Origin of the sequence: Dawidia cretensis, from assembly GCF_018598175.1 — a bacterium.
In the GTDB taxonomy this organism is placed as follows: Bacteria; Bacteroidota; Bacteroidia; order Cytophagales; family Cyclobacteriaceae; genus Ohtaekwangia; species Ohtaekwangia cretensis.
In genome coordinates this window covers 1-20,652 of record NZ_JAHESE010000037.1, presented here as the reverse complement: position 1 = coordinate 20,652, position 20,652 = coordinate 1, and the positions used below count along the sequence as shown (strand labels likewise).

Here is a 20,652-nt window from a genome sequence, read left to right as displayed (position 1 = left end):
CTCCCCATGAAACATCAGGTACACGTAGCTATACAGATCGTCCCCATCGGGGGTGGCCACCCCTACCGCATTATCGACAAGGCGCTGGAGATCATTGCACAGTCCGGCGTAGACCATCGTGTGGGCGCGATGGAGACTGTCATGCAAGGCCCGTATGACGTGCTGATGGACGTCGCCAAACGCGCACAGGAGGCCTGCCTTGCGGCGGGTGCCGATGACGTTGTCGTGACCATGAAAGTGCATGCCCGCCGCCAGGGCGATATCACCTGGGAAGAAAAGGAATAGGGATAAGGGCGCTAGCTCACGGTGGAGCCAGGTGCCACATCTTCGGTAGGGCGTATCAAGCGCAGCTTGCCGTCATTGTCTTCTGCCATCAGGATCATGCCTTGCGACTCGATGCCCATCATTTTACGGGGGGCCAGGTTGGCAATAAAAGTCACCTGCCGGCCGACCATCTCGTCGGCGCTATAGTGTTTGGCAATGCCGCTGAGGATCGTGCGACGGCCCAGGCCATCGTCTACGGTAAGCTTGAGCAGCTTGTCGGACTTCTCCATCTTTTCTGCCGCCACCACTTCGCCTACGCGTATATCTAGTTTTGCAAAGTCGTCAAAAACGATCTCTGGCTTTAGGGGCTTCGTAGCGGCGATAGTGGCTTCGGATGCAATGACCGGAGCATTCTTGTGCAACCGGGCTGTCTGTTTCTCGATGTCTGCATCTTCCACCGGCTTATACATGTGCTCCGCTGCACCGAGCTGTGCCCCTTCTCGTACGGTATGAACAAGTTCTTCTTTCTGCCAAAATTGCTTGCGAGAAGTCTCAAATACGTCACTGTTGAGCTGACGACGAATAGATGCGGCACCATCGGGCAGGAACGGCTCGCAAGCCAGGCCGATGTTTCCCACCACTGTCAGTGAATAGTTAAGAATAGCCGCAACGGCCACCATATCTTCTTTTGCCAATTTCCATGGCTCTGTGTCGGCGAGAAACTTATTGCCAATGCGTGCCATGTTCATCATTTGAAACTGCGCCTCGCGGAAGCGGAACACTTTCAGGCTCGCCACCATTTCTTTTACCGACTGGTTCAAATCGATATGTACCTGTTCATACAGGGTAAGAATCTTTTTACGACGATCGTCCGTGCCTGGCAACTCCTTTTCGGCAGGCACCTTTCCGTCAAAGTATTTCCAGGTGAGCACCATCACGCGGTTTACGAAGTTACCCAGGATCGACACCATCTCGCTGTCAACTTTTTGCCTATAGTCCTTCCACGTAAAGTCTGCATCCTTTGTCTCAGGTGAAATCGACGTAAGCACATACCGCAGCTCATCGCGACGACCGGGGAAGTCTTGCAGATACTCATGTAGCCACACGGCGTGGTTACGCGATGTAGACAGCTTCTCTCCCTCCAGGTTCAAGAACTCATTAGCCGGTACGTTGTCGGGCAGAATAAAGTCGCCCGCAGCCTTGAGCATCGAGGGAAAGATGATACAGTGAAATACGATATTGTCTTTCCCAATGAAGTGAATAAGGCGTGTTTCAGGATCCTTCCAGTATTTCTCCCAATCGTTGGGTTTCAACTCCTTGGTGGCCGATATATACCCGATGGGCGCGTCGAACCACACATACAGCACTTTGCCTTTAGCATCAGGCAGTGGCACTGGGATGCCCCAGTCGAGGTCGCGCGTGATGGACCGTGGCTGCAGTCCCTGGTCAAGCCACGACTTGCACTGGCCGTACACGTTGGTCTTCCAGTCCTGATGACCTTCAATCAGCCACTCGCGCAGCCAGTTTTCGAACTTATCGAGCGGGAAGTACCAGTGCCGCGTCGGCCTCAGCACCGGCGTATTGCCCGACACCGTGGAGCGTGGATTGATCAGTTGACGTGGACTGAGGCTCGTACCGCATTTCTCGCACTGATCGCCATAGGCATTCGGGTTGCCGCAGTTAGGACACGTGCCGATGATATAACGGTCTGCCAGGAAGATGCCTTCCTGCTCGTCGTAGTATTGGTCGGAAGTCTCTTCGATGAAGAGGTTCTGGTCATAGATTTTCTTGAAGAACTCCTGTGCCGTTTCGTAGTGCACCGGGTTGGAAGTGCGGGAGTATATGTCAAAGCCGATACCAAAGTCCTCAAACGCCTTCTTCATCATGTGGTGATACTTGTCGACGAAGACACGCGGCGACACACCCTCTTTTTTGGCGCCGAGGGTAATGGCCACGCCGTGCTCGTCAGAACCACAGATAAAGACTACATCTTCGCAGCGTAGGCGCAGGAAGCGCACATAGGTGTCGGCCGGCAGATAAGCGCCGGCAATGTGGCCGATGTGAAGGGGACCGTTTGCGTAAGGCAATGCGGCCGTGATGGTGTGACGTTTAAATTGACTCATGATGCTTTCTAAAACCGTTGGCGGAACAACGTGCAAAGATGATAATAGTAAAGGACGTAAAAAAATTCCCGAAGGTCATCAGATGGACGGCTTTTCGGCGCCTTCATCGAGATTGGGCGGATAGGCCGGGAAGATCACGTAGAACTCCGTGTATCCCTCCGGAGTCGTTTGCAGTCCTACCCTGCCTCCAAGTTTAGCGGTGGCGGTTTTCACAATGTACAAGCCAATGCCCCCGGTCTCGGAACGCTCCGACGCCCGGAAAAACATCCGGAACAGCTTACCCGGATTTTCTTCGCTGATGCCGATGCCATTATCCACCACGCGCATCTTTACATACCCCTTGTCCATCGGCAGAATGTATATTTCCACAAACGACTCGACAGTGGCCGCCTCGTTGTAAAACTTAATGGCGTTGTCGATCAGATTTTCCAGTACAATACGAATCAGCTCGCGGTCGGAACGGATCATGGCCCGCTCGTCGATCTGCTTGCGAATCACCAACTTTTGTGGCAGGCCCTTTTTCTTTTCGAGCATGAGCACGTCGTTGACGATAGACTCGAAGTCGACCTGGCTAATCGACAACTTCGAGTTGTTGATCTGGTTAATGATCAACAACCGTGTGAGAATGGTGTTCAGTCGCTCGGCCGTGGTGTCGAGCTTGCGCAGGTAATCAAGCGCCACAGGATCTTTCACGTCCAGCAGCGCCACATTGCACATGCCTTTAAGGCTGGCCAGCGGACCACGAATGTCGTGCGAGGTCTTGTAGATAAAATTATCAAGCTCGTCGTTCACCTGTTTCAGTGACTGGTTGGCGCGCTCCAGGTCGATGGTCTTGGCCTCCACCTCCTTGTCGAGGTATTTATTTTTACTCTCTAACAATTCATTCTGTGCCTGGATGGTTTCCTTTGCTTCTGAAAGTTGGGCGTTGACACGCTTGATGGTCCGGTTGCTTCGTTGAAGCACCAGCACCAGCATACCGGCTAACATCGCAATGATGGCAATGGCAAAGTTGAGATCGCTTTGTTGTTTGATGACCTGCTCCTTGGCCGCAATGATGCTGATGTTCTCCCGCTCTTCATAGTCCGTCTGAATGTTGGCGACATTCCTAACGAGCTCTTCGCTGATAACACTGTCCTTCAGCTGAATGTACTTGTTCTGGTAAAGAGATGCATTTTCGAAATCGTTTCTGCGGGTATACAGCACGGCAAATTGCCTGTACGTATCCAGCAGCAGCTGATCGTATCCCAATTCGGAGGAAAGCGCTTCCGCCCGTCGCAAGTGCAGCTCGGAGCCTTTGACGTCGTTCTCCTCCCGCGCCACCTGCGCCAGATACACCATATTCTCAATTTGAAAGCGTTTGTCGTTATCCTGCCGGGAGATCTCCAGGGAGCGTTCAAAATGCCGGCGTGCCTCCTTGAGCTCTCCAAGTAGAAAGTTGGACACCCCCAAACCGAAATGTGCTTCGATAAGAATGCTGAGGCTGCAGTTATCGGCGCAAATCTTCAACGCTTCGCTGATATATTTCTGCGACTGGTGAAAATCCTCGACGCCAGCCCCACCGATCTGGTTATAACACAAGCCCAGGTTGATGAGAAGCCGATCGAGATCGTACGTATCGTTTGCTTCGCGTTTAATATCCAGCGCCTTGGTGTAGAACTCGATCGCTTTCCCATAGTGTTTCATCTTGAAGTACACCAGACCGATGTTGTTGAGCGCAATACTGATCTCGCTTTTAACACCGTCCCGCTCACGGGCGATCAGCGTCTCGAAATTATACTCCAGTGCTTTTCCATAATCCGCTCGCAGGGTATATATCAGCGCAATAGAGTTCAGCAGGATTTTATTCTCGGCAGCATAGCCGTTCCTGCGGGCGATCCCCAACCCTTGCTCTGATTTTTTCAACGCCTCGTCAAGACGTTCCAGGCGTCGCAGCGCTGACGCTTCAAGCATGGTGCCTTTCACGATTCGAAGGCTATCGCCCTGGTCCCATCCAATGCGCGCGGCCTCCGTTGCGTACGACAAGGCTTCACGCTGACGCGAGTCCAGGATCAGCGCACGCGCCAGATCATATAGTATATCAAATTTCTCGCTGTCACTCTTACCGGGCAACAAGCTCTTCAACGAGTCGATCCTCGCTGATCGTTGTTCTTGTCCATTCACATTTCCCGCTACAATCAGAAGAAGAACAATGGCGGCTAGCTTACGAAAGTTTAAAAAATTTAGGTACACGGGTGAGGTTACAAATTTTAATACGGGAAAAGATTCAACTAAACCAGCCAATTTTGAGGTATCAATTTAATTCTAATAAACCTATTACAAAAACATAAACCCGACAAACTCATGAAAAAGTGGCCCACCTCACACGGCTTTCTTTCATGGCTGGTGGCCCGACCACACAGATGCCACGGTCTCGCAAGCGACCGCCGCATAAATCGGGGTCTCCCGGGCTAACGCAAACGGAAACTATCGAACATATCTAATACTACCTACTTATGAGAAAAGCCATTTATATACTGTTGTTTGCCTTCGTTTCGAGCATGGCAATTTCAGCCTGTACCGAAGAGGAGATTACGCCGGCCTGCGATGACAACGGTGGCGGTCGTGGATCAACAGATGGTCCCTTCTAGTCCAGTCCCCTAAAAAAAACCTATTGACCTACTATTAAACGAATTACCACATGAAAAAAATCATCTACATCCTCCTTTTCACCCTGGTTTCTGCAGCATCCATCACAGCTTGTACCGAAGAAGAAGTAGCCCCTTCGTCTTCCAACGGCGGCGGCCGCGGATCGGCAGATGGCCCGTTCTAATCCCTTAAACAAAGCTTATTCACCTATACCAAACGACATACTCCCATGAAAAAAATCATCTACATCATCCTTTTTGCCCTGGTTTCAAGCGTAGCCATCACTGCCTGCACCGAAGAAGAAGTGACACCTCAACAGACCTTTAACGGTGGCGGCCGCGGATCGGCAGACGACGCTTTCTAACCCAACCCTATCCTTATAACCATTTCTCAATATTTTGATTATCAAGACTATGAAAACTAAAGTTATAATCCTCCTCGCTGCTTCAGCCCTGATTACCTTATCCTTCACGTTTGTGACTGTACGCGGTAAAGAAGCTCCCCAGGCTGCAGTTAAGACAGAGATCAACACAAGCGCTGCCGAAGCTTCGGCCCCCGCTGGCGGCTTTACCATGGCAGACCAGGCATTCTAATGGACGTTCATTCAGACACATCCGTTATGCCACTCCGTATTCCAACAACCCCCATGCTACGCTATTATCTCAGCCCGCATTCACTTCTTTGAAGAGCCTCCTGAAGGCCCACGAAGAGGTGAATGCCCGCTGATCCGTTGCTCCGCTACTCAACCGCCGTTTCCACTGCCCCCCGCATTTTCCGCCGATATCCGGCCTGCACATTCCATGTTCATCCCCCTTCATCAGGGCCTGTCCGGGCACTCGAATTCTTATTTTTTGTTTTTTCGGCAACCCGCTGGGCCAATCGTCCGTGTAATAGGAGGTAGTTAAACTAATACTTTAACACCTTCTTTTGTAAAAATCACGCCATTTATTACATGACTAAATCGTAATATTACAATGGTTTTAGTGTCTTTTTAACGTACAATAATCCCTGTTTTTACGCTATTCTGCACGGTTGCTTTGGTAACCGGAAATTTTGCATGGAAACAACACATCCCCAGATTTTAAGTGTAAAACGGTGCATTCGACGAATGTAATGGGGATTTTTTGCCACAGTTCGCGGCAAAATGACAGAATTGGCGGCAGGCGTAAACCCCATAGAAAAAAGCCATTGCAAGAGAAGAGCTGGTGCGTATAGCGTTGTAAAAGAAAACGCGGGAGGCCCGTTCCGAAGAACGTGCCTCCCGCGTTTTCAACGGCGGGTAGACCAACCGGTTTGTTTATACCAGCTGCTCTTTGTACGCCTGACGCGGACGCAGTTGAAGCGTCTGGAACATCTCCTGGTCCTTGACGTAACCGGGGTTCGGGGTCGTGAGCAATTTGTCGCCAGCAAAGATACTATTGGCGCCCGCCATAAAGCATAGCGCCTGCTCTTCCAGGTTCATGCGTACACGGCCTGCCGACAGACGCACCATGGCATGCGGCATGATGATGCGTGCCGTCGCAATCATGCGCACCATCTCCCACACAGAAACCTTCGGTTGATCTTCCAGTGGCGTGCCCTCTACAGGCACCAGTGCATTGACGGGCACCGACTCGGGGTGCTCAGGCAACGTAGCCAATGTATACAACATACCGATGCGGTCCTCTTCGCCTTCGCCCATGCCAATAATACCACCCGAACAAACCGAGATGTTCGCGTTGCGGACGTGCTTGAGCGTGTCGAGACGATCCTGGTATGTGCGCGTCGTGATGATATCGTCGTAAAAATTTTCGCTTGTATCGAGGTTGTGGTTGTAGGCATACAACCCGGCATTCTTCAGCTTCTGTGCTTGCTCGGGTGTAAGCATACCCAGTGTACAGCACACTTCCAGGCCGAGGGTATTGACACCCTTCACCATTTCGATCACTTTGTCGAAGTCGCGGTTATCACGCACCTCGCGCCAGGCAGCACCCATACAAAAACGTGTGCTGCCAGACTCCTTGGCTTCTACCGCCTTCTGCAAGACCTCGCCTACTTCCATCAACTTGTGCGCCTGCACACTGGTATTATACCGGGCTGCCTGCGGGCAGTAGGCACAATCTTCAGGGCAGCCACCGGTCTTTACCGATAACAGCGTACACACTTGTACCTCGCCAGCCTGGTGATACTGCCGGTGCACTGTCGCCGCTTCGTACATCAGGTCGAGTACGGGCTTATTGTAAATGGCGGCGATCTCTTCCCGCGTCCAGTTATTGCGTATCGTCATATTTTCTCAGTTAGAGGATAAATGAATAGACAAAAATAGGTTAGTGAAGGCGAAGTTCAAACGGCATGCGCGCCTGGACGCCTTGATAGCTTTTAAGATTGTGTACCTGTTGATACCAGCCATACAGGTCACCCAGCTCGGCTTGCAAGGCTTCGGTGCGGGCATCTTCTTCCCATTGCGACATCAGTTGTTCGAAGATGCTCAGCTCCTGCTCTGGATAAAAACGCAGTTTATAGTCGGCTGCCACCCCGGCCTTGGCAGCCGCGATATTGACAGCATCATCAAAGCCTCCCAGTACATCTACCAGTTTGTGATCAAGGGCCTGTGCGCCCGACCATACCCGGCCCGAAGCTACTTTCTCAATTTCTTCTACGGGTAAACCTCGCCCCTCGGCCGCCTTGCGTGTAAACGAAGCGTAGTGATCATCTAAGCTCTTCTGCCAGTAGTTGCGTTCAGCGTCCGTGAGTGGGCGTGACAAAGTATACATATCACCAAACTCACCAGTACGCACTTCGTCGAAGGTGATCCCGACCTTGTTTGATAGGAATTCACTCAAGTCGAACATCATTCCGAAGATACCGATCGAGCCAGTAATCGTATGGGGTTGTGCTACAATGGTATCACAAGCCATTGCCAGATAATATCCCCCCGATGCTGCATAGTCCGACATCGAAGCAATGACAGGTTTCTGCTTACGCGCCAGTGTAACCTCGCGCCACATCATATCGGATGCGCGAAACTCACCACCGGGAGAGTTGATCCGCAATACGATTGCCTTAATATTATCGTCCTCACGGGCACGACGAATAGCCTCGACAAACGTATCGGCACCGATGATGCGTTGCTCGGCCTCGGCTTTACCCGGCATGATGGAACCATCGGCCACGATCACGGCAATCTCGTTCGACGCGCTTTTATAATCAGACACGCTACGGCGATATTGACCATATTTCACGAATGTTACCGTATCGGCGCCGCTCAACTTCAGACGTGTTTTAAGATGGTCGCGGAACTGGTCGCGGTATAGTAAGCTATCCACCAGGCCAAGCTCTCGAGCCAGGGCAGCGTTGCGAACCAACATCTTATCAGAGATTTCTTTCAGACGTTCTACCGGCAAATGCCGTGCGTCGGCGATGCGGTTTAACATATGACCGTATACCGAGTTCATGAGCTCCGTCAGTTGCAACTTGTTCTCGGGGCTCATCTTCTCCAAAAGGAAAGGCTCGACAGCGCTTTTGAAGGATCCCACGCGGAAGATCTCCGGGCGTATCTCCAGTTTGTCAAACAACTTCTTGAAGAACATGATCTCCACACTCAAGCCATTGAACTCGACCTCGCCTTCCGGATTAAGATATATTTTATCAGCAGCAGAAGCCAGGTAGTAGGCCCCCTCCGTCATCGTCTCCGTATAGGCAACTACCCACTTACCGCTTTCGCGGAATTCAATGAGCGACTGCCGTATCTCTTCCAGCGATGAAAAACCCGCACGCGGGTGGCTGATGTCAAGATAAATACCTTGTATATTATCATCCTCCTGCGCGTGGCGGATGGTTTCTTTTAATTCGATCAGACCGATGCGTGGCACATCGGTTTGCCCCACGATCGGCAGGCCGGCCAATGGGTTGCTATACTCTCTTTCCGTAATCTCCGCATCGAGCTTCAGATGAAGCACCGTGTTGGGGTGAATGACCACCGCATCATTACCCGATAAGCCCACCGCCAGCACGGCGATGAAGAGGATAAACGACAAGACCGAGAAGATCACCAGCGCCAGAAAGGCAGCCAGAAGGCTTTTCCAAAAGTTCATACCATTCCTTATTAAGGCCCGAAATTAAGCAATACCCCTTCGAATAAAAAAGTATGTTTGTGGGGGCTTCGGCCACATTCCGCCATGACGCACGACATCTTTCTCCTGCTGGGTACCAATCTGGGCGACCGCGCCGGCCACCTGGCAACAGCCCGTACCGCGCTGGCAGCTCGGGCAGGTCACCTGGTCAACGCATCCGCCCTGTACGAAACCGTAGCGTGGGGTCGCACAGACCAACCCGACTTTCTAAACCAGGCCATCGCCCTATCGTCATCGCTGGAGGCCCACGCGCTGCTCGAAGTGATGTTGGACATTGAACAATCGCTGGGGCGAGTACGCCGGGAGCATTGGGGGCCGCGCGTAATCGACATTGATCTGCTATTGTATAGCGATCACGTCATCGATACCCCTACCCTACAGGTGCCCCATCCACGCATGCCCCTGCGACGTTTTGCACTCATGCCGCTGGCCGAGATCGCCGGCGGAGTAATACACCCGGTACTCCATAAAAAAATCAGCGAGCTGCTCGCAGAATGTCCGGACCAGCTCGCTGTCAAAAAATTATAGATAGTATGACGGAAGTACCGGGGCTTAAAGGCTCCGCGCTTCTACGCTGGGATTGATCTTTTTCACTAACCCTTGCAGCACCTTCTTGGGGCCGCACTCGATAAAGCTGGCCGCGCCGTCTTTTATCATGTTCTGCACCGATTGATTCCAGCGTACGGGAGCTGTTAACTGGGCAATGAGATTCTTTTTGATCTCTGCAATCTCGATGGCCGGCGCCGCTGTGGCATTCTGGTATACCGGGCAGATGGGTTTGCTAAAAGTAGTCGCTTCAATGGCCGCGGCCAGCTCTTCGCGCGCAGGTTCCATCAGCGGCGAGTGAAACGCTCCGCCTACCTGCAAGTGCATCGCGTGCTTCGCACCCGCGGCACGAAGCTTTTCGCACGCCAGGTCGATACCCTTCGCCGAACCGGAAATGACCAACTGTCCGGGGCAATTATAGTTCGCGGCAACGACGATCTCTCCTTCGATTGAAGCGCAGATGTCCTCCACCACTTTGTCCTCCAGACCGAGAATGGCCGCCATCGTAGAAGGCTTCAGCTCGCAAGCGCTTTGCATAGCCGCCGCGCGTTTGGATACCAGTCTCAAACCGTCTTCGAACGACAGTGCTTTGTTGGCAACCAGGGCCGAAAACTCGCCCAGCGAATGGCCCGCCACCATGTCGGGGTGGAATACATCGCTTGTTAACGCGATCGCTACTGAATGCAGGAAGATGGCGGGCTGCGTTACATTCGTTTGCTTTTGCTCGTCGGCGGTTCCTTCGAACATCACCTGCGAAAGCTTGAAGCCGAGAATTTCGTCAGCGCGGTCAAACAGGGTTTTGGAAGCCGGGTTGGCCTCATATAAATCCTTACCCATACCGGTAAACTGTGCGCCCTGTCCGGGAAATACGTATGCCTTCATGTTGTGTTTTTTAGCGGGAAACCAGCACAATCGTGTAAAAACAACGATTGCAGCAGACGCCCCTGGTTAAATCAGCCGCCAAAAATAGTGAAAAAGTAAACAGAAGAAAGTGGCCCCGCTCAACTGGGCTCCCGACAGAAGATTATGTAGCCAACAGCTCGCCTGACGAGCGGCCTATTGCCGCTCGCCGAGTATGTGTACCCAACCCTTGAAAGTCTTCACGGCTTCGCTCGGTCTTAGTACCTCAAATGTCACCTCCGCCACATAATAATAGACGGCAGGATCCAGCCTGTTTCCGTTGTTGTCCTTTCCGTCCCAATCGATATAGATCGATTCGTCTTTCTTGACATCGGCCTCGTATGTATAGACCTGACGCCCCCAGCGGTTGTACACAGCGAACCGGACACTATTCACAAAACGAGCACAATCTTTTATCACATAGTCCGGACACCCGGTACCTTCGGCACCCTGGCAGTCTTTTAAGGCGAATGCTCTAAACTGGGAATTTATGGTGTCTGCATTGTAGGGACTAAATACGTTCGGCAACCCGTAGGCCGGACAGTTATCAAAGCAAACCTCGTCACTCAGCTCGCTTTCATTGCCCGAGAAGTCGATCGCCGTCACGCGGTAACAATATGCAAACGATGACAGATCTTCGTCAATATATTCGGTTACCGTCGCATCCAGCGTAGCGTGCTCAACATAATCACCACTGTTGCCACGCCGGTAGACCTTATACTGTACTATATCCGTTTGACATTCTTCTGCCGCGCTACTTGACAATGTAATTTTGTTTGACAAACTGTTCCCCGTGAACTTGCACAAGCTGCTTGGATCCAGAATATCTTCACAACCCTTCGATGCAAGTGTTACTATCAGCTTGCAAGGCGGTATACTGTCGCCCGGTTGCACACAAATCCGCTGTGAGAAGTTCTCCAACGGCTCTGGTATTTTAGTGGGATTGCCATAGCCGCCGTTGGTCAGGATACGATAACAATATGTCCTGCCGGTCTCCAAATCCATGTCTATATACTGAAATGCACTTGCTGTCACCTGAACAGAGTCTACAAGCACCAACTGATCTTCAGGATCGTTTTCGCCACCGCGGTAAATATAGTGGTACGGATGTGCCTGGATCTGGTTAGACCAAGGTACGTCCGCCTGCCAATTGAGTGTTATTTGATCTTTCTGAGACGACGATGCCAACCGTACCGATGACGCAACCTCCGAGGCACCAATAATTGGTGAGCCAGCCTGGTGACCGTTGTAGGCCACAACGCTATAGTTGAAAATGCTTGCCTCGGTGTTAAAGCCGCCGTCGAGGTAGGTTGTGTCTCCATTGGTTAACGATGCGACGAGCGTCGAGTCGGACGCGTCTTCACCTTTGCGGATACGTTCAAATCCTATAGCGCGATATACTTCATATTTCAAGTCTCCCGGTGGATACGCGACCGGGTCAAGGTCAAACGGCCGCTTCCAGCTTACCCGCACCAGGCCATCCTCCACACTGGTACGCTCGACCGACACGTTCGTTATAATTGGCACATCCGCCGGTATCGGCCCTACGCATGTATCCCTCGTTACATAGCTCTCGCCACCCTGTGGCAACGGGTATACAGCCACCAACCGGTAACAATACATCGCGCCAGGCGCCAGGCCCTTCCCACCGTTGTTATCAACAAACTCTCCTGTTAGCTGCGAAGGTGGAATGCGTGCTGGTATGACGACGTCGAGCATCTCGTACCCTAGCCCGGCAGGCATACCAGTTTGACAGGTGTCGGGCCGGTAGCTCGTACTGTCAACCTTTCGCCATATTTGAATCCTTTCAGCATTTTGACACTGATAGCGGTCCCATTTGATCGTGGCCGTTCGCGTCGCGGCATTCAGTTTGGCATCGTTCCATTTCGGAGCGGGCCCCACCACGGTGATCCGCCACGTCTTATAGTTCACGAGACCTTTCTCGTCTTCCACTTTAAAGTTTACAGTATACGGTTGTTGACGAACGTGCTCGCAATCTGTCGACCAACGATATACAACCTGTCCGGGCGAAGGCTGAAACACATTCCCGGGCATAAGCGTAGCTGGCGACTGCTGAGCCGGAAAATCGAAGGTCTCCGAAAATGCCGTGATCTTGATTCTGTCGCCATCGGGATCGGTACCTTTAATGGTCTCCTCGATCGTAGTACCCGCGGTCACACAAATATCTTCGGGGATAATGAGCTCGGGGCGTTTATTGTCACACTCCTCGACCAGGATCTGCATATCGCGCCGCACGAATCCCATCTGTCGCCACTGCCCGTTGATCAAACGCCAGTCAATAACAATAAAGGCAATATTGTATTCACCCGCCGTACCAGGCGCGTTCCAGGTCACCGTGCCATCCACCGCATCGATTCCAAATTGCGGGGCGCCCCAGGGCGGGTTACCACCTGGGCGAGGTTCCTGTCCGTTACTGAAGTCTGGATAAAATTTCGCAGCGTTAGGGTCTTGGTAGTTTAATACTGTCGTAGCACGGTCGCGGAAGGGGATCACCATTTGGTAGCTGAGGCGGTCACCGTCAAGGTCCTTGGCGCCGGGGTTATGCAACCAGGCCACGGTCGTACAGGCCCGGTCAACGGGCGGAACTTCCAGGATGGCGGGCGAGCTACAGCCGTAAAACGGATCTATAACAACTTGTGTTTCAAGATAGAACGTGGTGTTCACCGATTGATCCATGTTTACCACGCCGGCATTCCGGTTCGGTTCAACATAGCTGACGGTATAGGTGCCGGGGCCGGCAAAAACGTGATCTATTTCGTAGTAAGCGCGGGCCGTACCGGCGGGTAGGCCGTCGGTCGAATACCCCAGGTCGCCCGGACCGATCTCCGGCACCAAAATACGACCCGTGCGGTCACCAAAGTCCAGGTAATCTTGCTCCCCACCAAACAGCACATTGGTATTCGTGGTGTTGGTATAAACCTCCACACGTATTCTGTAACGGCGCGTTTCGCAATCAAGCAACGTCATTAAGATATTGCCGGCACGCAGGTGGGTGGCCTGCACAACCTCCGGCAGGAGAAAGACCAACGCGAGCAGGTAGCGTAGAAATCTAATCCGGGAACGTAGAAGAGCCTTCATGGGCGTAAATGTATATCCTCGCAGCGTTTAATTACTTGAATACAATAATTTAAATATAAAATGCCAGTGAATGTTATAAAACGGTAACTATGTTAACGGTAATTAGCGTTTTTTTATTTCACAGAAATGGTTTTTACCTAAAAAAATATGCCGGCGGACAAATTGTTACGGTGTGCGGCGGTACGCCGGTAAAAAAAGACGGCCACAGACTTTTACACTAGCACATTTTATGTGATCTTCGCCGGACCGACCTAACCTGTCTCCCGAAAGACCCATGAACCCTGACCCCAAGGCCCTGCGGGCCTCACTGCTTAAACGCGAATTGGAGCTTCAACGACTTATCCGTCAGATGAAACTTGACCAGCTACACCAAAGCCCCGTTTATAAAAACCTGGGACAAGAACTGACGACGCTAAAAAAACAGATCCTCGCATTGGAAGAGGCCTCATACTGACAATAAGTACGGGTACGGCGGGGCGTTAAACTGTATGCTGTGAACAAAAAGAAAATCATAAACGACCCCATATACGGGTTCGTTCAGCTTCCTTCAGACCTCATTTTCGACGTCATCTCCCACTCCGCCTTTCAGCGGCTTCGCCACATCCGCCAGCTTGGACTGTCCGACCTGGTATACCCCGCTGCCCTGCATTCGCGTTTTCAACATGCGCTCGGCGCCCAACACCTTATGGGACGCGTGCTCGGCACGCTCCGTCAAAAAGGAACCGACATTTCTCCGGAGGAAGAAGAGGCAGCACGCCTGGCCGTGCTCCTCCACGACATGGGCCATGGTCCGTTCTCCCACGCACTGGAACACGTTTTACTCCCGGGCATCAAACACGAAAGCCTCTCTTACCTGTTCATGGAGAAGCTCAACAAAGAATTTAACGGCGCCCTGAGCCTGGCCCTTCAAATCTTCCGAAATAGCTATTCACGGAAATTCTTCCATCAACTGGTCTCCAGCCAGTTGGACGTCGATCGCCTCGACTACCTCAAGCGCGACTGCTTTTTTACCGGCGTACAAGAGGGTGCCATTGGCGTAGACCGTATTGTCGCGATGCTGAATGTATACCAGGAACATCTGGTCGTGGAAGAGAAAGGCATTCTCAACATCGAGAACTTTCTCAACTCCCGGCGCTTTATGTACTGGCAGGTGTATTTGCACAAAACGGCGGTGAGTGCTGAGCGTATGCTGGTCAATGTCGTTCGGCGGGCACAAGCCCTCGTACGCGCGGGCCATAACGTCACCGCCAGCGACAGCCTGCTCCTTTTCCTGGCGAATGACTATTCGCTCTCCGACTTCACCGAAAACCCCGCGTTGCTGACAGCCTTCGGCCAGCTCGACGACCACGATCTGTGGGGTGCCATGAAGTTCTGGCGCACCCATCCCGACCCCATCCTGTCGATGCTCACGGACATGCTCCTGACGCGAAACTTGTTTCAGATCCGTCTTAGCAGGGAACCGATCGGCCGGACAACGGTAGACAGCATCCGTGAGGCCATCGCGCGAGAGTACAAAACCCTGCGTGCAGAGACCTCCTACCTCTACTCCTATGGCACCGTCACCAACGAAGCCTATGCCGAGGGACAGCACATCAACATCCTCATGCGCAACGGTCAGCTGCTCGACATTGCCGACGCCTCTGATCTTCCTAACATTAAGGCTATTAGCAAAATCGTCAAAAAAAACTATCTCTGCTGGCCTAAAAATGTATCTTTGTGAGATTTTTTAACTGTTAGAATGACGGACTGCTACGGAAGACTTTTTATCACGAGCCGTTAACAAACAAGCGCCTATGGAATTTACGATCAATCAAATAGCCGCCATGCTAAGCGGTGAAGTGCGGGGAGATGGTCAGGAGAAGATCAACATGTTGGCTAAGATACAGGATGCTAAAAAAGGCCAGCTTGCTTTTTTATCAAATCCCAAGTACGAACAGTATATCTATACCACGCAGGCGACCGCAGTCATCGTCAAGAAAGACTTTGTTCCGCGCAAGGAAGTAAGCAGCTCGCTCATCCTGGTAGACGATCCGTATAGCAGCTTTACCGCGTTGTTGGAGGAGTACCACAAAATGGTGAGCTTTCAGAAAACGGGCATCGAGCAGCCCAGCTATGTTGGCGAAGGAACAACCATCGGCCAGAATATATACCGCGGCGCGTTCTCCTACATCGGCAGTGGTGTCAGGATTGGCGACAACGTCAAGATCCATCCGCACGCATACATTGGCGACAACGCCGTGATCGGTAACGATACCATCATTCACCCGGGGGTGAAAATATATGCTGATACGCGCATTGGCAACAACTGTGTGATCCATGCAGGCACTGTCATCGGTAGCGACGGCTTCGGCTTTGCGCCACAGGAAAATGGCACCTATAAGACCATTCCCCAACTGGGCAACGTCATCATTGAAGACAATGTTTCCATTGGTGCCAATACGGTCATTGATTGTGCGACCATGTTTGGCGACGCCACCCTCATTCGCCAGGGTGTAAAGCTTGACAATCTCATTCAGATCGCCCACAACGTCGAGATCGGCAAGAACACCGTCATTGCCGCGCAGGCAGGCATTTCAGGGTCGACCAAAATTGGCGAGAACTGTATTTTCGCAGGACAGGTCGGTATCGCCGGACACCTGGTTATCGCCAACAACACCGGCATCGGTGCACAGGCGGGCATCCCGAAATCGATCACCGAAGAAGGTCAGCGGTTGATCGGCTACCCTGCCATCGACCTCAAAGAGTACTTCCGGTCGTACGCTGTCTTTAAAAGACTGCCAGACCTCAACAACCGCCTGCGCGACCTGGAAAAAAAGGTGGCGGGTCAGGACCTTCCGGCCGGCGCATAATACTCGTAAACCACTGACACTCTGCACCTATCCACGATAAAAACGCAGAATTGCATAATCTGGATAATGGGTTTAACTTTGCCCACTTTTCCAGAACATGCTTAATATAAAACAGCAAACCATCCAGAAGTCTGTGACCCTTTCCGGGGTCGGCCTGCACACGGGGGTTCAAACCAATATGACCTTCTTGCCGGCAAAGCCAAACCATGGCATTAAGTTCCAACGTATTGATATTCCGGGATCTCCCATCATCGACGCCGACTGTGATAACGTAACCGATGTTTCACGCGGTACTACCATTGAACAAAGCGGTGCTAAGGTCAGCACTATCGAACATACATTGGCGGCACTGACCGGCCTGGAGATCGACAATGTTCTGATCCAGCTCGACGGTCCCGAGTGTGCCATCATGGACGGAAGCTCCATTCAGTTTGTGGAGATCCTCAAGGAAGCCGGCATGGAAGAGCAAAATGCGCTGCGCGACTTCTTTGAAGTACAAGCTCCCCTCTTCTACCGCGAGACCGCCCGCAATGTAGAGATCGCGGCATTGCCGCTTGACGACTACCGTGTAACGGTCATGGTAGACTATAACTCCCCTGTACTGGGCAGCCAGCATGCGTCGATCACCGACATTCGTCAGTTCGAGAAGGAAATTGCTTCCTGCCGCACATTTTGCTTCCTGCACGAGCTGGAAATGCTGTATAAAAACAACCTGATCCGCGGCGGTGACCTCAACAATGCCATTGTGATCGTGGACCGCGTCGTACAAGACGACGAGCTCGACAACATCGCCAAAATGCTGGGCAAGCCCAAAGTGGCCGTGAAGCAGGAAGGCATTCTGAATAACATTGAATTGCGTTATAAAAACGAGCCCGCCCGCCACAAGCTGCTGGACATCGTCGGCGACCTGACACTGGCAGGCCGCCCGCTGAAAGCGCAGATCCTGGCAGCACGCCCGGGTCACGCTGCCAACGTAGCGTTCGCCAAGAAGCTCAAGAAAGCCATGGAGCAGGCCGACAAGTCCGGCCGCCCGAAATACAACCCGTCACTGCCGCCGGTGATGGACATCAACAAGATCGCCAGCATTCTGCCGCACCGCTATCCGTTCCTGATGATCGACAAGGTTATCTACCTCGACAACGAAAGTGTGGCCTGCGTGAAGAATGTGACCATGAACGAGCCCCACTTTCAGGGACACTTTCCCGGCAACCCGGTAATGCCCGGCGTGATGCAGGTAGAAGCCATGGTACAAACCGGTGGCATCCTGGTACTGAACACGGTACCAGACCCCGAAAACTATTGGACCTATTTTATGGGAATCGAAAACTTCAGATTCCGTAAAATGGTATTGCCGGGCGACACATTGGTTATCCAGTGTGACCTGCTGGCCCCCATCAAAAGAGGTATCGCCAAGATGACCGGCCGCGCCTATGTCGGCAACACACTCGTCTGCGAAGGAACAATGACCGCCAGTATAGTCCGTAAAGATTCATGAGCCGCTTCCCCTTAGCCAACGTACACCCTGAGGCACAGATTGGTAATAATGTTACCATCGAGCCCTTTGCCACCGTACTGCAAGATGTCGTCATCGGCGACAACTGCTGGATCGGCCCAAACGCCGTGATCATGGATGGCGCGCGCATCGGTAAAGATTGTAAGATCTTTCCAGGTGCCGTAATCTCCGGCATTCCACAAGATCTGAAATTTAAAGGCGAAAAAACCACCACAGAAATCGGTGACCGTAGCACCATTCGCGAGTGTGTAACCATCAACCGTGGTACGGTCGACAAGTATAAAACCGTGGTCGGCACCGACTGCCTCATCATGGCATACGCCCACTTGGGCCACGACTGCATCGTAGGCAACCACTGCATCCTGGGCAACTCGGTGCAATTGGCAGGCCACGTGCTCATCGACGACTACGCCATTTTCGGCGGAGCCTGCGCCGTGCAGCAGTTCTCTAAGATTGGTTCACACGCCTACATCGGTGGCGGATCGCTCGTGCGCAAAGACGTGCCGCCGTTTACAAAGGCTGCCCGCGAACCGCTGGCGTACGCCGGTATTAATACCGTGGGCCTTCGTCGCCGTGGCTTTACGTCCGAGAAGATTAACGAGATCCAGGAAATATACCGCTTTATCTTTTTGAAGGGGCTCAACAACTCCAAAGCCATTGATCTGATCGAAAAGGAAATTTCGGGCAGCGAGGAGCGCGATTATATCCTCGACTTTATCCGTAATTCCGAACGCGGTATCATGAAAGGCTACGGCGGAATCGACTGATCACACCGGTGAGCACTCCCTCCTCCACCGGCATTACGATCATCACGGAAGGACTCGGCAAACGCTTTAATCGCGAGTGGATCTTTCGCAACCTGGACATTGCCTTCATACCGGGGGCTATCTACGCCATCACGGGGCCCAACGGTTCGGGTAAGTCTACCCTGCTGCAGGTGCTGTGGGGCCAGATGCCGCCCAGCAAAGGCGTTGTGACCTATACCCGCGCCGGCGCCCCCCTGCCCGGCGAAGATGTCTATAGCCATGTGTCAATAGCCACTCCATATATGGATCTCATTGAAGAGTTTACACTCGAAGAGCAGCTCCAATTCCATTTTTCCCTCAAAAAAGCCCGTTACGACCTTACCCTGGCCGACATGCTCGAACGCATGTACCTGGCCGATGCCCGTAACAAGGTCATTGGCAACTTCTCGTCTGGCATGCGCCAGCGGGTAAAGCTGGCCCTGGCCTTCTACACACAGGCCGATCTTGTATTCCTGGATGAACCGGGCACCAATCTGGACCATCGCGCTTTTACCTGGTACCTGGACGGACTACGCCAGCTGCTCACGACCGGCTGTACCGTGTTGCTGGCAAGCAATGAACCGTCAGAATATCCGGCCGAAGCCCATAAAGTCGATATAATGCGCTATAAGTAGGGGTTACTTGACGTCGTAACACCGTAATTAACAGAACGATAATTACTGTCGACGGTGGCAGGATTTGATTTTTGAATATTTACTTTCATATTCGTATCCTATAATTTTAGTTTAAACATGAAACATTCAGCAAGATTTTTATCCCTCCTGTTGCTCGTAAGTGCGGGGTTTGTGGCATCTAACTGCGGAAGCGATGACGGCGGAGGCACGTCTCAACAGCAAACACAGTTTACAAAACTTCAAGCCGACTGGACTGTATCCAGCGTAAGCGGTACGTCTGGTGGCCCCGATTGGAATAGTGAATTTGAGGGTGGGGTATTAAGCCTGGCGGAATCTCAAACCTTCTCCGAAAACGGCGAGTTCACCTACACATTCTCTGTACCCGATGGCGTCGTGACCAGCCCCTGGCCGGCCGAAGGCCTCTGGAAATTTGGCTCAAACGCCGCTAGCAACGTCACGCGCCTGGATTCAAAATTGAATGGCGGCGTGGGTGCATTTGCTGACGTTCCACTGACCTACAAGCTCGAAAACGGCGACAAGACCCTGACGCTTGAATTTAATATACCGGAGGGTACCAGCTATAGCATCGGCGGCAAAACAGCTTCCGTAACTGGCAACTGGACCTTTACCTTCACACGCCCGTAATCGAATAATCGATATGTAAAAACGGCTGTCGCGATATCGGGACAGCCGTTTTTTTTGTTACGATAGATCAGGCGTTGTATAAAAAGGCTGTGTTACTTTAGAACAACAACAGTAATACCGTCGCCCCCGCGTTCAACATGCTCGTCATTCATCGACGCCACTTCTTTATACCGTTTCAGGTGATCACGTACCACTTTTCGCAGCACGCCTTCTCCTTTGCCGTGCAGGATCTTCAGCTCGCCCTGCCCCAGCAAAATAGCCGTATCGATAAACTGATCCAGCAAGGGCATCACCTCCTCCACACGCTTACCGCGTATGTCAAGCGTATCGTTAAATGTCGAACGCTTCTGAAATACATCCAGCCCGACAGAACGCAAGCGTGTGGCAATCTCTTTTTCTACCCCTGCCGTGATCTTCTCCAGCTTGTCTATTTTCGTTAGCGACTTCAGCTCACCAAACTGCACCGTAGCGTTTTTACCTTGAATGGATAGCACCCGGCCACTGCCGTCCTGGCCAATGATGCGCACGCGATCGCCTTCCTTCAATTCCTCGGGGG

Annotated in this window: 20 protein-coding genes; 13 read left to right on the top strand and 7 right to left on the bottom strand. The window is 52.2% G+C overall.

Features of this window, described 5'->3' with window-relative positions; translation table 11 throughout:
* Positions 1 to 6 precede the first annotated feature (6 nt).
* Positions 7 to 285 (top strand): thiamine-binding protein, encoded by a 279-nt coding sequence (locus KK062_RS25345; protein ID WP_254087175.1) that lies wholly within the window; start codon positions 7 to 9, stop codon positions 283 to 285.
* 11 nt (positions 286 to 296) lie between these two features.
* Here KK062_RS25345 and metG read toward each other — a convergent pair whose 3' ends face one another.
* Together metG and KK062_RS25335 are read right to left on the bottom strand one after the other, a co-directional pair.
* Positions 297 to 2,387 carry a methionine--tRNA ligase gene (gene metG, locus KK062_RS25340; protein ID WP_254087174.1) on the bottom strand — a complete coding sequence of 697 codons (2,091 nt, stop codon included), beginning with the start codon at positions 2,385 to 2,387 and terminating at the stop codon, positions 297 to 299.
* 78 nt (positions 2,388 to 2,465) lie between these two features.
* Positions 2,466 to 4,616: a tetratricopeptide repeat-containing sensor histidine kinase gene (locus KK062_RS25335; protein ID WP_254087173.1), complete on the bottom strand. Its 2,151-nt coding sequence runs from the start codon at positions 4,614 to 4,616 to the stop codon at positions 2,466 to 2,468.
* A gap of 263 nt (positions 4,617 to 4,879) precedes the next feature.
* Between KK062_RS25335 and KK062_RS30835 the strand changes: the two genes are divergently transcribed.
* From KK062_RS30835 to KK062_RS25330, 4 genes are read left to right on the top strand one after another with little or no spacing between them, the layout of a single operon-like run.
* Entirely contained in the window at positions 4,880 to 5,014 is a 135-nt protein-coding gene (locus tag KK062_RS30835) for a hypothetical protein (protein ID WP_262899316.1), read from the top strand.
* 50 nt (positions 5,015 to 5,064) lie between these two features.
* Positions 5,065 to 5,196 (top strand): hypothetical protein, encoded by a 132-nt coding sequence (locus KK062_RS30830; RefSeq protein ID WP_262899315.1) that lies wholly within the window; start codon positions 5,065 to 5,067, stop codon positions 5,194 to 5,196.
* A 45-nt stretch (positions 5,197 to 5,241) separates the two neighbouring features.
* The gene (locus KK062_RS30825) at positions 5,242 to 5,376 is read left to right on the top strand and encodes a hypothetical protein (RefSeq protein WP_262899314.1); all 135 of its coding nucleotides are present in this window, start codon (positions 5,242 to 5,244) and stop codon (positions 5,374 to 5,376) included.
* Positions 5,377 to 5,425: 49 nt separating this feature from the next.
* Positions 5,426 to 5,605, top strand: a complete 180-nt coding sequence (locus KK062_RS25330) for a hypothetical protein (RefSeq protein WP_254087172.1) — start codon at positions 5,426 to 5,428, stop codon at positions 5,603 to 5,605.
* 704 nt (positions 5,606 to 6,309) lie between these two features.
* On the opposite strand, the gene bioB is transcribed toward KK062_RS25330, so the two are convergent.
* Positions 6,310 to 7,278, bottom strand: a complete 969-nt coding sequence (gene bioB / locus KK062_RS25325) for a biotin synthase BioB (RefSeq protein ID WP_254087171.1) — start codon at positions 7,276 to 7,278, stop codon at positions 6,310 to 6,312.
* A gap of 40 nt (positions 7,279 to 7,318) precedes the next feature.
* Positions 7,319 to 9,085, bottom strand: coding sequence for a signal peptide peptidase SppA (gene sppA / locus KK062_RS25320; RefSeq protein ID WP_254087170.1), 1,767 nt, complete (start codon positions 9,083 to 9,085; stop codon positions 7,319 to 7,321).
* Positions 9,086 to 9,169: 84 nt separating this feature from the next.
* Here sppA and folK point away from each other — a divergent pair, with 84 nt between their 5' ends.
* The gene (gene folK, locus KK062_RS25315; protein ID WP_254087169.1) at positions 9,170 to 9,652 is read left to right on the top strand and encodes a 2-amino-4-hydroxy-6-hydroxymethyldihydropteridine diphosphokinase; all 483 of its coding nucleotides are present in this window, start codon (positions 9,170 to 9,172) and stop codon (positions 9,650 to 9,652) included.
* Positions 9,653 to 9,676: 24 nt separating this feature from the next.
* Here folK and fabD read toward each other — a convergent pair whose 3' ends face one another.
* Positions 9,677 to 10,552 carry an ACP S-malonyltransferase gene (fabD, locus tag KK062_RS25310; protein ID WP_254087168.1) on the bottom strand — a complete coding sequence of 292 codons (876 nt, stop codon included), beginning with the start codon at positions 10,550 to 10,552 and terminating at the stop codon, positions 9,677 to 9,679.
* A gap of 174 nt (positions 10,553 to 10,726) precedes the next feature.
* On the bottom strand, positions 10,727 to 13,669 hold the full coding sequence (locus KK062_RS25305) for a T9SS type B sorting domain-containing protein (RefSeq protein WP_254087167.1): 2,943 nt from the start codon (positions 13,667 to 13,669) through the stop codon (positions 10,727 to 10,729).
* 274 nt (positions 13,670 to 13,943) lie between these two features.
* Between KK062_RS25305 and KK062_RS25300 the strand changes: the two genes are divergently transcribed.
* From KK062_RS25300 to KK062_RS25270, 7 genes are all read left to right on the top strand, one after another.
* Complete coding sequence (locus KK062_RS25300; protein WP_254087166.1) at positions 13,944 to 14,123, top strand: hypothetical protein; 180 nt, start codon at positions 13,944 to 13,946, stop codon at positions 14,121 to 14,123.
* Positions 14,124 to 14,162: 39 nt separating this feature from the next.
* A complete protein-coding gene (locus KK062_RS25295; protein WP_254087165.1) occupies positions 14,163 to 15,389 on the top strand; it encodes an HD domain-containing protein in 1,227 nt (408 codons plus the stop codon).
* A gap of 73 nt (positions 15,390 to 15,462) precedes the next feature.
* A complete protein-coding gene (lpxD, locus tag KK062_RS25290) occupies positions 15,463 to 16,518 on the top strand; it encodes a UDP-3-O-(3-hydroxymyristoyl)glucosamine N-acyltransferase (protein ID WP_254087164.1) in 1,056 nt (351 codons plus the stop codon).
* 97 nt (positions 16,519 to 16,615) lie between these two features.
* Complete coding sequence (locus KK062_RS25285) at positions 16,616 to 18,013, top strand: bifunctional UDP-3-O-[3-hydroxymyristoyl] N-acetylglucosamine deacetylase/3-hydroxyacyl-ACP dehydratase (RefSeq protein WP_254087163.1); 1,398 nt, start codon at positions 16,616 to 16,618, stop codon at positions 18,011 to 18,013.
* Positions 18,010 to 18,798 (top strand): acyl-ACP--UDP-N-acetylglucosamine O-acyltransferase, encoded by a 789-nt coding sequence (gene lpxA / locus KK062_RS25280; RefSeq protein ID WP_254087162.1) that lies wholly within the window; start codon positions 18,010 to 18,012, stop codon positions 18,796 to 18,798. The genes KK062_RS25285 and lpxA overlap by 4 nt, the downstream gene beginning before the upstream one ends.
* Before the next feature lie 8 nt (positions 18,799 to 18,806).
* Complete coding sequence (locus KK062_RS25275; RefSeq protein ID WP_254087161.1) at positions 18,807 to 19,451, top strand: ABC transporter ATP-binding protein; 645 nt, start codon at positions 18,807 to 18,809, stop codon at positions 19,449 to 19,451.
* Positions 19,452 to 19,568: 117 nt separating this feature from the next.
* Complete coding sequence (locus tag KK062_RS25270) at positions 19,569 to 20,096, top strand: hypothetical protein (protein WP_254087160.1); 528 nt, start codon at positions 19,569 to 19,571, stop codon at positions 20,094 to 20,096.
* 92 nt (positions 20,097 to 20,188) lie between these two features.
* Here KK062_RS25270 and KK062_RS25265 read toward each other — a convergent pair.
* On the bottom strand, positions 20,189 to 20,652 hold a 464-nt coding region (locus KK062_RS25265; RefSeq protein WP_254087159.1), incomplete at its 5' end, for a Smr/MutS family protein.